Annotated in this window: 9 protein-coding genes and 1 pseudogene; 9 read left to right on the forward strand and 1 reads right to left on the reverse strand. The window is 67.0% G+C overall.

All coding sequences use genetic code 11. The features are described 5' to 3' along the window. Positions 1-104 precede the first annotated feature (104 nt). A pseudogene (locus ACFPOB_RS16135) lies at positions 105-344 on the reverse strand (MarR family transcriptional regulator); the annotation flags it as partial. 435 nt (positions 345-779) lie between these two features. Here ACFPOB_RS16135 and ACFPOB_RS16140 point away from each other — a divergent pair. The 9 genes from ACFPOB_RS16140 (at position 780) to ACFPOB_RS16180 (ending at position 13697) form a co-directional block, all read left to right on the forward strand. Beyond that, the gene (locus tag ACFPOB_RS16140) at positions 780-2522 is read left to right on the forward strand and encodes a type I secretion system permease/ATPase (protein ID WP_377799435.1); all 1743 of its coding nucleotides are present in this window, start codon (positions 780-782) and stop codon (positions 2520-2522) included. Then, positions 2519-3874: an HlyD family type I secretion periplasmic adaptor subunit gene (locus ACFPOB_RS16145; RefSeq protein WP_377799436.1), complete on the forward strand. Its 1356-nt coding sequence runs from the start codon at positions 2519-2521 to the stop codon at positions 3872-3874. The genes ACFPOB_RS16140 and ACFPOB_RS16145 overlap by 4 nt, the downstream gene beginning before the upstream one ends. A 309-nt stretch (positions 3875-4183) precedes the next feature. After that, positions 4184-4978 (forward strand): calcium-binding protein, encoded by a 795-nt coding sequence (locus ACFPOB_RS16150; RefSeq protein ID WP_377799437.1) that lies wholly within the window; start codon positions 4184-4186, stop codon positions 4976-4978. A gap of 70 nt (positions 4979-5048) precedes the next feature. Next, positions 5049-7364 (forward strand): glycosyltransferase, encoded by a 2316-nt coding sequence (locus ACFPOB_RS16155; protein ID WP_377799438.1) that lies wholly within the window; start codon positions 5049-5051, stop codon positions 7362-7364. Further along, on the forward strand, positions 7361-8191 hold the full coding sequence (locus ACFPOB_RS16160; RefSeq protein ID WP_377799439.1) for a class I SAM-dependent methyltransferase: 831 nt from the start codon (positions 7361-7363) through the stop codon (positions 8189-8191). The genes ACFPOB_RS16155 and ACFPOB_RS16160 overlap by 4 nt, the downstream gene beginning before the upstream one ends. Further along, positions 8188-9441 carry a glycosyltransferase family 4 protein gene (locus ACFPOB_RS16165; RefSeq protein ID WP_377799440.1) on the forward strand — a complete coding sequence of 418 codons (1254 nt, stop codon included), beginning with the start codon at positions 8188-8190 and terminating at the stop codon, positions 9439-9441. Before ACFPOB_RS16160 ends, ACFPOB_RS16165 begins: the two co-directional genes overlap by 4 nt. Further along, positions 9438-10205, forward strand: coding sequence for a hypothetical protein (locus ACFPOB_RS16170; protein WP_377799441.1), 768 nt, complete (start codon positions 9438-9440; stop codon positions 10203-10205). Before ACFPOB_RS16165 ends, ACFPOB_RS16170 begins: the two co-directional genes overlap by 4 nt. Positions 10206-10209: 4 nt before the next feature. After that, a complete protein-coding gene (locus tag ACFPOB_RS16175) occupies positions 10210-12390 on the forward strand; it encodes a hypothetical protein (protein ID WP_377799442.1) in 2181 nt (726 codons plus the stop codon). 2 nt (positions 12391-12392) lie between these two features. Next, the gene (locus tag ACFPOB_RS16180) at positions 12393-13697 is read left to right on the forward strand and encodes a glycosyltransferase family 4 protein (protein WP_377799443.1); all 1305 of its coding nucleotides are present in this window, start codon (positions 12393-12395) and stop codon (positions 13695-13697) included. Positions 13698-13833 lie beyond the last annotated feature (136 nt).

Below are 13833 nucleotides of genomic sequence, written 5' to 3' on the forward strand. Positions count from 1 at the left end.
CAAGCTCACCCACGGGCTTGATGTCCCTCAGGGCTGTCGGTCTTCCGCCTGCCACCGCAACCGCTGGTATAGCAGATGAGGCAAGATGAGAGTTACAAGGCCCCGCGTTCCAGATAACCGCTCTCGACCAGCTGCTTGAGGTTATAGGAGGCGTTCGAGCCGACGTAATGGCCGCGGTCGAGCAAGTCGCGTACCGCGATCTCGCCTTGGCCGATGGTGAACAGGACCATCACCTGCGAGGGTGAGATGTCGTCGACGCCGAGCTTGGTCAGTTCGAGCCGGAGATAATCAAGGAAGCGCCGACTGACCCGCTCGATCATGCGGGCAAGGTCGAGCTGCGACACCGGCGCCCGCGCCGGCCCTGATTCGGCTTCGAGTCGGCGAACCCCGTCGGGGTGATCGCCGTTGAAGGCATTGCCTAGGAATCGAGCGCCGTCATGGGGTTTTAGATGCATTCCCTACTCCGCCTGATCTCGAAATGAGCAGTCAGCCCTCCGAGCCGCTTCGGCTGACGAATAGCCTATACGCAAAGCACATGCCACCCCGAATGGGATGATGTTAAGATTTTATCGGAATCAACATAGTCATGAACTGTTTCAAATTTTGAAATTTAGCACCTTTCGGCCATATTTCCGATAATTGCCTATATTTCGTAAGGCTTCATCTGTCATATTATAGACACGACTTGTGTGGCACGCTTTATATAGCGTTCAGAACTTGCCGTATCGGCATCTGTGTCGATTGCGCCATCTGATGGCCAGCCCCATTCGGAGACCTGCATGAAGGTTGCGATCCAGCCTGCCGATGCCTTGATTCGAGGTCTGCAGCGCGGTTTTGCCGGCGGCTTGGCCTATGCCGCCTTCCTCAGCTTCTGCATCAACATCCTGCTGCTAACGGTGCCGATGTTCATGCTGCAGGTTCAGGATCGCGTCATCGTCAGCCGCAGCTATGATACGCTGACGATGCTGCTGGTGATCGCGGTCGGAGCGCTCGCTCTCTATGGCACGATCGAGTTCATCCGCTCTCTCACCTTCCAGGCCATGGCGAGCATCCTTGCGCGCCGGCTCAACCTGCCGGCGCTGCAGGCCGCGGTCTCGACCTCGCTGGAGAAGGGCTCCGGCCAGGCGACGCAGGCGATCCGCGATCTCAACGAACTCCGCTACTTCATCGCGAGCTCGGCGATCGCGACGCCGCTGGAGGCGATGTGGTCGCCGATCTTCCTCGCCGTGCTCTTCGCCTTTCACTGGATCTACGGCCTGGTTGGCCTGGCCTCGCTGCTGATCCTGCTGCTGCTGGGCGTCGTCTCCGACATGCTGACGCGGCGGGCGCTGAAGGAGGCGAACGAGGAGGGCGTCGCCTCGATCAACGAGATCAGCGCCACCTTGCGCCATGCCGAGACGATCGAGGCGATGGGCATGCTGCCGGCCCTGTCGAGCCGTTGGCGCGCCAAGCAGATCGCCATGCTGGAGCATCTCGACCTCGGTACCCGCCGGGGCAAGTTCATCGCCGCGATCACCCGCGCCAGCCGCATGACCATGCAGCTCGCCATCTATGCGACCGGAGCAGTGCTGATCATCCGGCACGAAGTCTCGGCCGGCACGCTGATGGCCGGCAGCATCCTGCTCGGCCGCCTGCTGGCGCCGTTCGATTCGATGATCACCGATTGGCGGCAATGGGTGCTCGCGGCGGCGGCCTGGAAGCGGGTGCGCGACCTCCTTCAGTCGCAGAGCTCGCAGCGCCAGAGCGTGCCGACCCCGGCGACTGAGGGCGACCTCGTCATCGACCGGCTGGTCTACGCGCCTAAGGGCGGCGAGCAGACCGTGATCAAGGGCATCTCCTTCACGCTGCAGCCCGGCGAGGTGCTCGGCCTGGTCGGTCCGTCCGGAGCCGGCAAATCGACGCTGGCGCGCTTGATCGTCGGCGTGCTCAAGCCGAATGTCGGCGGCGTCTATCTCGATGGCCACAACACCTATCTGTGGGAGCGCGGCTCCTTCGGCGACATGGTCGGCTATCTCCCGCAATCGGTCTCGCTGCTCGACGGCACCATCGCCGAGAACATCGCCCGCATGCGCAAGCCCGATCCGCACGCCATCCTCGCGGCGGCGCGCATCGCCGGCGTGCACGAGCTGATCGGCCGCCTGCCGCTCGGCTACGACACCAATGTCGCCGACAGCGACTTCAAGCTCTCGGGCGGGCAGCGCCAGCGCATCGGCCTGGCGCGGGCGCTCTACGGCATGCCCCGCCTGATCGTGCTCGACGAGCCCAACGCCAATCTCGATGCCGAGGGCGAGCAGAGCCTGATCCGCGCGATCAACGCTGCCCGCGACAGCGGGGCGATCGTGGTGCTGATCGCGCACCGTCCCTCGGTGATGCAGGTCGTCGACAAGATCCTGGTGCTGCGCGAGGGCCGCGTCGCCCAGTTCGGTCCGCGCTCGGCGATCTCCGGGATGATCACGCCCGCCGGCGTGGTGGAGCTCGAACCGGCGAAACAGCCCTCTGCCCCGCGTGAGGTGAGCGCATGAGCGAGCTTCCGACGCTGCGCCGGCCCGACCGTGCGCTCGTGCCGATGACGGTCGAGGCTGAGCCCGAGGAGCGCATGCCCTCGCTGCGCAACCTCGTTCTCGCCGGCGTCTGCGCCGTGGCGATCGGCTTCGGCGGTTTCGGCGCCTGGGCGGTGACCGCGCGACTCGACAATGCCGCGGTCGCACAGGGAACCGTCATCGTCGACAGCCGGCGCAAGACGGTGAGCCATCTCGAAGGCGGCATCCTCAAGACCCTGCTCAAGGCCGAGGGCGAACGCGTCGCCCAGGATGAGCCGCTGCTCCGGCTGGAGGACGCCCGCGCTCGCGCCGAGCTGCAGCAGCTCGAAGGCAAGCGAGTCGGTCTCGATGCCCGGCTCGCCCGGCTCCGGGCCGAGCAGAGCAATGCGGCTGAGATCGATTTTCCCGACGATATCGAGAAAGCCCGCACGCCGATCGCCCGCGAGGTGATCAAGGCGGAGCAAACGCTCTTCCGCGCTCGCGCCCAGGTCTATGATGGCAAGACGCGCATCCAGCAGCGCGTGATCGAGCAGCACCAGGCCGAGTCGGAGGCGCTGCAGGCGCAGATCGACGCGGTGCGCAACCAGCGCACGCTGATCGACGAAGAGGTCAAGACGATCGCCGAGCTCTATGAGAAGCGCTACGCCAAGCGCTCCCAGCTCGTCGAGTTGCAGACCCGCCAGAGCGAGCTCACCGGCCGCGCCGGCGAGATGGCGGCGCGCAAGGCCAAGGCCGAGCAGGCTGTCGCCGGCGCCGAGCTCGAGATCAAGTCGATCAGCCTGGAGCGCCAGAGCGAGATCGCCAAGGAATTGCAGGACAGCCAGCTCCAACTCTCCGAGGTGGTCGAGCGCATCGTCCAGGCGCAGGACGTGCTGCGCCGGCTCGTGGTGACCTCGCCGCAGGAAGGCATCGTCGCCAATATCCGGATGCGCACCGCCGGCAGCGTCGTCACGGCGGGCGAGGCGATCCTCGACATCGTGCCCGAGCAGGAGCCGCTGATCGTCGAGGCCAAGGTCGATCCGCGCGACATCGATTCGGTCCGCGTTGGCGCCGACACGCAGGTTCGGCTCACCGCCTTCAATGCCCGGCTGATGCCGCCGCTCCTGGCGAAGGTCTCTTACGTCGCAGCCGACCAGCTGATCGACGACAAGACCGGCAATGCCTTCTTCATCGTCCGCGCCGAGATCACGCCGGAAAGCCTGAAAGAGAACAAGGTGACGCTGCATGCCGGCATGGCGGCAGAGGTGCTGATCGTCAATGGCCGGCGCTTTGCGGCCGATTACCTGCTCGCGCCCATCCGCGACAGCTTCAATCGCGCCTTCAGGGAGGATTGAGCCGCCGGGGCTGGCCAGGCTGGCAGCGTGTGCCGTCATCTGAAATAAATGAAACCAAAATGGTTCGAAATTCAGAGCAACTTCGAGAAACAACTCGCGCTTCAATAATATATAATGCGACGTAAACTTTGCTGCATCGCAAAATCGTCATAATATATTGCTTGATACGACATTGTTATTGGCTAATCTCGCGAGTGTCGCATGATGGCGAGCCAATTGCTCGCTGTCGCAACCGCACCGTGACCCAGAACGAGCGGCGGAGTTCTCCGCATATCTGGTGGTGCTCTCAGATCACCGAGGAGGTGACGAATGGCCACGATCGAAGGCAGTGCATTCGATGATTTCTTGATTGGGACACGCTTCAGTGACGTGATCCTCGCAGGCGCCGGGGACGACATCGTCCGCGGCGGCAACCAGGTGGATTCTCTCTTCGGCGAAGAGGGTGACGACCTGCTTTACGGTGATGCCGGCAACGACTTCTTGTCCGGCGGTGAGGGCAACGACGCCCTCTTCGGCGGTCTGGATGACGATGTCCTCACCGGCGGCGAAGGCAATGACAGCCTGTTTGGCGGCGAGGGCAACGACGTCCTTGACGGCGGCGAAGGCAACGACATCCTGCGCGGCAACAATGGCGACGACGTGCTGCGTGGCGGCGACGGCGACGACATCCTGCAGGGCGGGCCGGGTGACGACATCCTGCTCGGCGGTGCCGGCAACGATGTCCTGCAGGGCGGCGACGGTGCCGATGTGCTCGAAGGCGGCGCCGGCAACGACGTCATCCAGGGCGGCGCGGGCGACGATCTGCTCTTCGCCGGTGCGGGTGACGATGTCCTCTCCGGCGGCGCCGGCAGCGATGTCTTCATCTTCAATGGCGGCGGCGGCAACGACGTCGTGCTCGACTTCGAGGCCGGCAACGATCTGCTGCAGATCTCCAGCGGCATCAACGGCACCGATATCGGCTCGGCCGAGGATGTGGCGGCGCGCGCCACCACCGTCGGCGGCAATGCTGTCGTCGATCTCGGCAATGGCGACACCGTGACCATCGTCGGTGTCACCGCCGAAGACCTCCAGGCCGACCCGAATTCTTACTTCTCGGTCGCCTGACGACGATACGGCGCTGGCCGGCCTTGTTCCGGCCGGCGCCACCTTCCTGCTCGTTCGGAACATGGCACCCATGCTTTCTCTCGCGCCTGCGCCAGTGGCGGACGGCCTGAGCCCGCAGCTGCATCTGTCCAGGCTGAGCGGCTCGGTCTTCCTGCTGAGTTGGACCATCGAGGCTCCCGTGCTGTCGCGGCCGCGCATCATGCTCGCGACGCACGAGAAGCGCCTCGTCTCCGCCTCGGTTGTGCTTCCCCTCGGCGATGGGCGCATGCGCGCCGTCGTCGCCTTCCGCCATGGCGGGCCCGGCGAGGTCGTTGCGACCCTGTCCGACGGCAACCCCGGCGGCGATACCACCGCTCGCTTCGACCCCGATCTCGTGCACGGTATGGCCGACGCGGAGGATCTGGTGCGTGATGCGACGCCCGATGCGCGCCGCATGCTCGCCAATGCGCTGGTCGGCCATTGGCCCACTCTGTTCGGGCTCAGCCACGCCGCCGGCTATCTCGGCTTCCTGCGCCAGTTCCTGCTGATCCTCGCCGGCAAGCCGTCGGCGGCGGCACCGGTCGCCAAGCTGACCGAAGGCAAGCTCCTGCTGGAATCGGTGGTTCCCGGCCGGCTCTCCGGCATTCGCACGGCCTATCGGCTTGATTCCGCCGGCCTCTCGCGCCTGCCGGGCCGGCCACGGTTAGGCCGCGCCGATCGCGCCGGCAACCGGCCGCTGCACCTGGTCATCGATGGGTTTCCGCCGCAGGCCGGCGGCCTGCTGATCCTGCAGGCCGAATCCGGCCTGATCGTCCGCTCCATCGGCGGCCGGCAGGACATTCCATCGCTGGGACGCTGGTGGGCCGGCAAGGCCAGCCAGCGCGACGGGCTGCGCAGCTGGCTCGTCGAGCAGCTCGCCGGTTTGTCCGAGCAGGGGCGCCTGCTGGCTATCGAGATGCAAAGGCGGCTGCCGCTCGCGGCCCAGAGCGTGCGCCGCAATGACGACCTGCCCTCGGCCGAGCTCGACCTCGCCGTCACCACCCCGGCCGGGCTTCTGCTCGGCGGCTGGTATCGCGACGCAGAGGGCCTGCTCGACGAGATGCTGCTGCACCGCTCCGAGGGCGAGCCGATGCCGGTGCTCGAGCGGCTGGATCGCTTCCCGGCGCTGCTGCCGGCCGGCTCGAAAGGCGACGCCAAAAAGGGTGACGTCATGCGCGCCACCGGCTTCGCTGCGCTGATCCCCAGTTATGCGGCCGGCGCGCCAGTGCTGCAGCCGCGGGTGGAGCTCAAGCTGAAATCCGGCACCGTCCTGTCGTTACGCCCCAATGCGCAGCCGGCCGACGCCGTCGCCATCCGCGCCCGGGCGCTGGCGGCGATCCCGCCGCAGCATCTGACCGCGCAGATGCTGGAGCGGACGATCGCGCCGGTGCTGGCCGAGTGCCAGAAGGCGCTGCGCGAGAGCCTGCCGGAACCGCGCAGCAGGAGCTTCGGCAAGGGGCCCGCGAACCCGGCGGTCTCGGTGGTGATCCCGCTCTACCGTGTCTACGATTTCCTACGCGTCCAGGTCTCGGCCTTCGCCGCCGATCGCTGGTTCGCCGAGAAGGCCGAGCTGATCTATGTGCTCGATTCGCCCGAGCACGAGGGCGAGGTCGCGCATCTCCTCGGCGGCCTCTTCCTCGCTTATGGGCTACCGATGCAGCTTGTGGTGATGGGCCGCAATGGCGGCTTCTCGGCCGCCTGCAATGCCGGCGCGGCCGCCTCGCGCGGCCAGGCGCTCGCCATGGTCAATTCCGATGTCATCCCCGACAGCGAGGGCTGGCTGCCGGCGTTGTTGCAGCGCATCGAGCCGCATCGGCGCACCGGCGCGGTCGGCCCCAAGCTGCTCTATGACGACGGCTCGCTGCAACATGCCGGGCTCTACTTCAAGCGCGACAGTAAAGGCACCTGGCTCAACCATCATTACTTCAAGGGCATGCCGAGCCAGTATGCTCCGGCCAATGTCGAGCGGCCGGTGCCGGGCGTCACTGGCGCCTGCATCGTGATGCCGCGGGCGCTGTTCATGGAGATCGGTGGCTTCGATGACGCTTACGTCATCGGCGACTACGAGGACAGCGATCTCTGCCTCAAGATCGCCCGGGCCGGGCTGGGCATCGTCTATGTGCCGAGCGTATCGCTCTACCATCTCGAGCGCCAGTCGATCTCCAAGAGCCTCGACTACACCCGCGGCGTCGCCTCGCAGCACAATTCCTGGCTCCAGACCAAGCGCTGGGACGCGCAGATCGAAGCGCTGATGGCGACGGTCGACAAGGTCGCACCGCAGCGGCAGCCCATCCCGGCGCCGGGCCTGCGCCCTGATCCGGAATTCCTTCTCTCCCGCGCCAATCTCAGAAGGGCGACTGCGGCATGACGGCGACCCTCGCCCTGCGACAGACCACGGAACCGGCGCCCGCGATCGTGCCGGCGACGCCAGAGCTCGCCTGGCTGATGGCCCATGTCCAGACCAACCGCTTCCTCCCGCATCCGCCGCCGGATTCGATCTTCGTCGGCGATGGCGACTATCGCGCCATCGGCGCCGAATTCCTCGGCCATTTCGTCCGGATCGGCCGGCTTCAGCCGCATGAGCGCGTCTTCGACATCGGCTGCGGCATCGGCCGCATGGCGGTGCCGCTGACGCAGTATCTCGACCCCGAGCGCGGCAGCTATGACGGCGTCGACCCGGTGATGGACGGCATCCTCTGGTGCGCCCAGACGATCACGCCCGTCTATCCGCGCTTCCGCTTCCAGCGCCTCGACATCGCCCATCCGCTCTACAACCCGCAGGGCTCGCTGCCCGGCAACGAGGTGCGCTTCGGCTTCGCCAACCAGAGCTTCGACTTCATCATCATGACTTCGGTAGCGACGCATCTGCCGCCTGACGAGCTCGTGGTCTACCTCAACGAAGCGTCGCGCCTGCTCGCTCCCGGCGGGCGGCTCTTCCTCACTGCCTTCGCGCTCGACGGCCAGAGCACCGGCCAGGAGCGATTGAAATTCCGGCGCTGGGGCGAGGGGCCGGGCTGGTACGCGATCGAGGAGGCGCCGCTGGCGGCTGCCGGGATCGATGCCGGCTTCCTGCTCGAGTACACCGTCCAGGCCGGCCTCACGGTCGAGCGGCTCGACCCCGGCCATTGGCGCGGCCAGAGCGCGGCCCATTACCAGGACCTGCTGCTGGCGGTGAAACCGAGGGGCGCGCGATGAGCCGGCGCATCCTCGTCATCGCCCATAACCACCCGGACCTGCACCCGGGCGGCACCGAGATCTTCGCGCATGATCTGGCGAGCGCCTATCGCGGCGAGCGTTGCGAGGTGCTCTTCCTCGGCGCGACCAATGCGATCCACCGCCGGCCGCATCCCGGCACCGCCTTCCAGGCGACCGGAACGGATGGCGACCTCCTGCTGTGGAGCGGCCATTTCGACCGCTTCCATCTCAGCCAGATCGACCATTACGGCACCTTGCAGGATCTCGGCTCGCTGCTGACCGAGTTCCGGCCGGATGTGATCCACATCCACCATCTCGTGCTGATCGGCGCCGAGTTCCTGGCGCTGGCGCGGCGGCTGCTGCCGCAGGCCACGATCGTGATGACGCTGCACGACTATTATTCGATCTGCCACCATGACGGGCTGATGGTGCGCACCGGCGACAGGCAGCGCTGCACCGGTGCCTCGCCGGCAAAATGCCATGGCTGCTTCTCGGAGATCGGGCCCGATCGTTTCCTGCTGCGCGAGCGCTTCCTGAAGACCCATCTTGCCGCTGTCGACCGCTTCGTCGCGCCGAGCCGGTTCCTGCGCCAGCTTTATGTCGACTGGGGCCTGCCGGCCGAGAAGATCGACGTGATCGCCAATGCCAGGCCGGCGCAGATGCCGGTGCCGCACCGGTACACCCATGGCCCCCGCAATCGGTTCGGCTATTTCGGCAACCTCAACCCGTGGAAGGGCGTGCTGCCACTGCTGCAGGCCGCCAAGCTCATGCGTGAGCAGGGCGCCGAGGCGTTCGAGCTGCGCATCCATGGCGGTGCGCCATTCCAGAGCGAGGCCTTCACCACCGCGCTCGACAAGGCTTTGGCAGAAGCCGGCGCCGAGGTGACGCATTGCGGCCCCTATCGCCGCGACGAGATCCCGACGCTGATGGCCGAGGTCGATTGGGTGGTGATGCCCTCGATCTGGTACGAGAACGCCCCCCTCGTCATCCAGGAAGCCTTCCAGCACCTGCGGCCTGTGATCGCCAGCAATATCGGCGGCATGGCCGAGATGGTGAGCGACGGCGTCGACGGCCTGCACGTCCGCCCCGGCGATCCCCGCCATCTCGCGCAGGTGCTGCGGCGCGCCGCGAGCGAGGACGGGCTCTGGCACCGTCTCGTCGACGGCATCGCGCCGCAACCCGGCATGGACGACTGCGCGCAGGCGCATCTTGCCCTGTTCGATCAACTCAAACTGGCGGAGGCGGCATGACCAGCATGACGACGATGCACAGTCCGGACGGTACCGTGAGCGACGCGAGCGAGACCCCGGCAAAGCTCAACGGGCGCGTCGATGCGCTCGACGGCAACCGGCTGCATGGCTGGATCTGGGACGAGGCCCGGCCGGAGGAGCGGCTGACCGTGCGCCTGATGCGCAACGGGCTCAAGGTGCAGGAAGTCGTCGCAGACCAGGGCCGTATCGACCTGCGCCGGAACGGCATCGGCGACGGCCGGCACGCCTTCGCCATGGAGCTCGACGACAGGACGGTGGCGGCGCGCGATGCGTTGACCATCGTCGGCATCTCGCCGAGCACCGGCGCCGAACTCGAACTGCGCCTGCCGCCGGCGGCGGAGCTCGCGGCGGAGGCGGCGATCGCCGTGCCGCTCGCCCGCTTCTTCGACCGGGTCGAGGCGTTGATCGCGCTGCAGCGGCGCTCGCAGCTGACCCAGAAGGAGCTGCTCGACAAGGTCGGCGAGCTCGGCGTGCAGCTGGCGCAGCATCGCCAGCGCGAGGCCGAGACGAAGCAGTCGGAAGAGACCGAGGGCAATGGCGCGATTGCCTCACGCCTCGCCGAGATCGATGTCTTCCAGATGCGCTTCGACCAGACTTTGCGCGCCTTCGACGACCGGCTGGTCGCGATCCGCAAGGAGGCCAAGGCGCCGCTGCGGCAGGTCACCGTCGTCCTCGGCTTCCTCTCGGGCCTGTCGGCCGTGCTCTCCTTCGTCACCCTCACCGTCATGCTGATGGGCAGGTGAGGCGATGAACGAGGTCATCATCCCCGAACGGACCCTGATCAGCCCGGCGCCGACCGTCGCCTGGACCCCGCTCGGCGAAAACGCGATCCTGGTGATGAGCGCCTGCGATGCGCTGCCCGGCAAGGTGCCGGTGGCGGTTGACGGCAATCCGCGCAACCGGGTCGAGACGATGGCGCTGACCTGGCGCCGGCCGCAGGCCGACGCGGCGCACGCCACCGGTTTCCTCTGCCTGGCACCTGCCCCCTCGCCGGACCGCGCCGGCTCCGGCGCGATCCTGCTCGGCCGGCCTGGCCGCCCCTTGCGATTGATCCTGGCGCCAAAGCCCATGCCGCTGCAGGCCTTCCTCGCGGCGCTGGCCGACGAGGCCGGGCAGGCCTTCCCGACCGTCGTCGACGGGCTACTCGAAGTACTGCTCGCCGGCAAGTCGAACCCGCGCCGCCTGCGCGCCGTCGGCATGCTGCTGCAATCGGTCGCCAAGCCCGGCGGTTTCGTCGAGGTGATGGGCCCGCTCGACGCGGGCATCTTCCTGCAGGGCTGGACATCGAACTTCACCGCCGGGCGCACCAAGCTGCTGATCGCCCATGGCGGGCTCTCGCCGGCCGTGCTGGAAGCGGGGACCTTCCAGCGCGACGATCTCGGCGAAGGCGCCTGCGGCTTCTTCGGCCTGCTGGAAGAGTGCGCAATCCGCCATCCCAGCGAGATCGAGCGGCTGTTCTTCCGCGCCAATGACGGCTGGCGGGCGCTCGAGGTCTATGACCGCCACGTCCTGCTCGAGCAGATCACCGTGCCCGGCCATCTGCGCGACGGGCTGCAGCGCGGCAGCGCCCCGCCGGCGACGGCCGAGAAGCTGAAGCACGCCTCGCAGCGCTTCGACGGGCGCGACACCATTTCCTTCCTGGAGCAGCCGGTCCGTGCCGGCATCGACGACGCCACCGTCGTCGAGGGCAGCGGCGTCCTGGTGATCGGCTGGCTCTTCGACCCGGACCGCCTCACCGGCACTGTCACGCTGCGCAGCGGCAGCCAGTCCTGTGTCGTCGACAAACTCTGGACGCGCGCCGCACGGCCCGACGTCACCGCCGCCTTCGCCGAGGATCCACGCTTCGGCCCGGCCATGGCGAGCCGGCGCAACAGCCACGGCTTCATCGTCTTCGCGCCGAAGCTGCTGCCGGAGCCCGGCCAGCCGCTCTATCTGGAATTCGAGGTCGAGGGTCACGGTCCCGCCTTCCTGCCGCTGGCGCCCGGGCGCAGCCCGGCCCGGCGCGCGCTGGAGCGGGTCTTCGGCCTGCTCGATCCGCGCTCCTCGACCGCGACCGCCGTGGTCGAGAAGCAGATCGCACCGGCTTTGCAGGCCGCCGAGATCGCGCCGCCCAAAGCGAGCGAGACGCATGATATCGGCCGCTTCAACGCCGATGCGGCGCTCGGCCTGGTGATTGGGCTCGACCAGCGCCAGCGCGAGCTCTCCAGCCTGTTCGCTTTGTTGGCGATCGATCCCGAGATCAGGCCGCTGCCGATCGTCGTCGCCGCGCCCGGCGAGAGCTTTGACCGGCTCGGCGCCGAGGCGCGCCGGCTGGCGAAATTCTACGGCCTCCAGGTCAGGCTCGTTCTGGTCGATGGCGTCGAGGACAGCTGCGATGCGCTGGAGGCCGGCGTGCGCGCTTGCCGCTTCCAGACCGTGGCGCTGCTTTCCGGCGCGGCCCAGATCCGCATGCCCGGCTGGCTCGGCCGGCTGGAGCGCGCCTATCGCGGCCGCGGCGGTCAATGTGTGGCGTCGCCGACCCTGCTCTTCGAGGATAATTCGATCCGCTGGGCCGGCGCCTGGCTCGAAGGCGAAGGCGCGAACCGGCGCGTCTACAACCGCTTCGTCGGCTATCCCCTGGATGCGATCGGCAGCCTCGGGCCGATGGAAGTCGCGGCCGGCGCGACCGAATGCTGCGTGATGTCGCGCAACGCCTTCCTCGAGGCGGACGGCTTCTCGCGCAGCTATTTCACGCCCAGTGAGAAGGGCCTCGATCTCTGCCTGAAGCTGCGGATGAACGGCGTGCCGTCGCTCTGGGTGCCGGAGGTCGAGGTCTATGTTGTCGAGGACGGGGAGACCCGCCCGCATGTCGGCGCGCTGATCAATCTCGCCGACCGCACCAGTTTCGACCGGCGCTGGGCGCTGGCCATTTCCAACATGAGAGGATGAGCATGCGTATCCTCGTCGTCTCGCACGGCCACCCTTCCTTCTCGCTCGGCGGCGCCGAAGTGGCCTCGTACAACCTGCACAAGGGCTTCCAGGCCAATAGCGAGGTGGACACGCACTACCTCGCCCGGGTCGGGGCGCCGACGCCGCGCCATGCCGGCACGGCGCTGATGAGCCTCCGGCAGCGCGGCGGCGAACTGCTCTACTACGCCGAGGAGTACGACCACTTCCTACTCTCGAACCGGGCCACCGACGAGATCGAGCGCGATTTCGTCCGCGTGCTGCGCGACCTGAAGCCCGACGTGGTGCATTTCCACCATTTCATCGGGCTCGGCCTCGAATGCATCTTCGCGGTGCGCGACACCCTGCCGGATGCGCTGATCGTGGTGACCTTCCACGAATATCTCTCGATCTGCCACCATCACGGGCAGATGGTGAAGACCGGCGCCTTCAAACTCTGCTACCGGGCCTCGCCGAGCGACTGCAACGCCTGCTTCCCGGATATTTCGCCGTCGCGCTTCCTCGCCCGCGAGACCTTCATCAAGGGCGTCCTCAACCTCGCCGACCATTTCGTCTCGCCGAGCCGGTTCCTCGCCGAGCGCTATCAGCAATGGGGACTGTCGGCAGAGCGCTTCTCGGTGATCGAGAACGGCATCGACGTCGCCGAGGTCGCGCCGCCGCGGCCGGGGCCCCAGGAAAACGGCCGGCGCTCGCGCTTTGCCTATTTCGGCCAGCTCACACCCTATAAGGGTGCCGACGTGCTGATCGACGCCGTGACCCGCATCCCGGAGGAGGTCTGGGGCGAAGACAGCCTGCTCCTCGTGTATGGCGGCAATCTCGACCGTCAGCCGGAGGCCTACAAGAAGAAGTTCGCCGACCTGGTCGAGGCCGCCGGGCGGCGCGTGCGCTTCTGCGGCGCCTTCCAGAACCACGAGATGCCCAACCTGATGCGTTCGGTCGACTGGATGGTGATGCCTTCGGTCTGGTGGGAAAACTCGCCGGTCGTGATCCAGGAAGCCTTCTTCCATGGCCGGCCGATCCTCGCCAGCAATCTCGGCGGCATGGCCGAGAAGATCACCGACGAGGTCGATGGGCTGCATTTCCGCTCCGGCAGCCCGGAAGATCTCGCCGACTGCATGACCCGGGCGTTGAGCGAGCCCGGGCTATGGGAGCGCCTGCGCGCAGGTATCAAGAAGCCGCTCAGCCATGTCGACTGCGCCAATCAGCACATGGCGCTCTACCAGCGCCTGATCGCCGAGCGGGGCGTGCCGAACCCGGCCAACCGCGCCGCCGCGCCGATGATCGCCTAGAGCCGGATGCTTTCGGATGTTCATCCGAAAGCTGAATCCGTCTCTCAACAAAGAGCTAAAGCAGGATTGATGCGAAAACCGGTTCCCACTTTTTCGCATCCTGCTCCAGCTGCGCGCAGACAAGAAGGGAGAACGC

Source organism: Allobosea eneae, assembly GCF_042657265.1.
GTDB lineage: Bacteria > Pseudomonadota > Alphaproteobacteria > Rhizobiales > Beijerinckiaceae > Allobosea > Allobosea eneae.

Coding starts and splice junctions, on each gene's coding strand:
- ACFPOB_RS16145 (WP_377799436.1), top strand. CDS start 2,519: ATGAGCGAGCTTCCGACGCTGCGCCGGCCCGACCGTGCGCTCGTGCCG.
- ACFPOB_RS16160 (WP_377799439.1), top strand. CDS start 7,361: ATGACGGCGACCCTCGCCCTGCGACAGACCACGGAACCGGCGCCCGCG.
- ACFPOB_RS16140 (WP_377799435.1), top strand. CDS start 780: ATGAAGGTTGCGATCCAGCCTGCCGATGCCTTGATTCGAGGTCTGCAG.
- ACFPOB_RS16155 (WP_377799438.1), top strand. CDS start 5,049: ATGCTTTCTCTCGCGCCTGCGCCAGTGGCGGACGGCCTGAGCCCGCAG.
- ACFPOB_RS16170 (WP_377799441.1), top strand. CDS start 9,438: ATGACCAGCATGACGACGATGCACAGTCCGGACGGTACCGTGAGCGAC.
- ACFPOB_RS16180 (WP_377799443.1), top strand. CDS start 12,393: ATGCGTATCCTCGTCGTCTCGCACGGCCACCCTTCCTTCTCGCTCGGC.
- ACFPOB_RS16165 (WP_377799440.1), top strand. CDS start 8,188: ATGAGCCGGCGCATCCTCGTCATCGCCCATAACCACCCGGACCTGCAC.
- ACFPOB_RS16175 (WP_377799442.1), top strand. CDS start 10,210: ATGAACGAGGTCATCATCCCCGAACGGACCCTGATCAGCCCGGCGCCG.
- ACFPOB_RS16150 (WP_377799437.1), top strand. CDS start 4,184: ATGGCCACGATCGAAGGCAGTGCATTCGATGATTTCTTGATTGGGACA.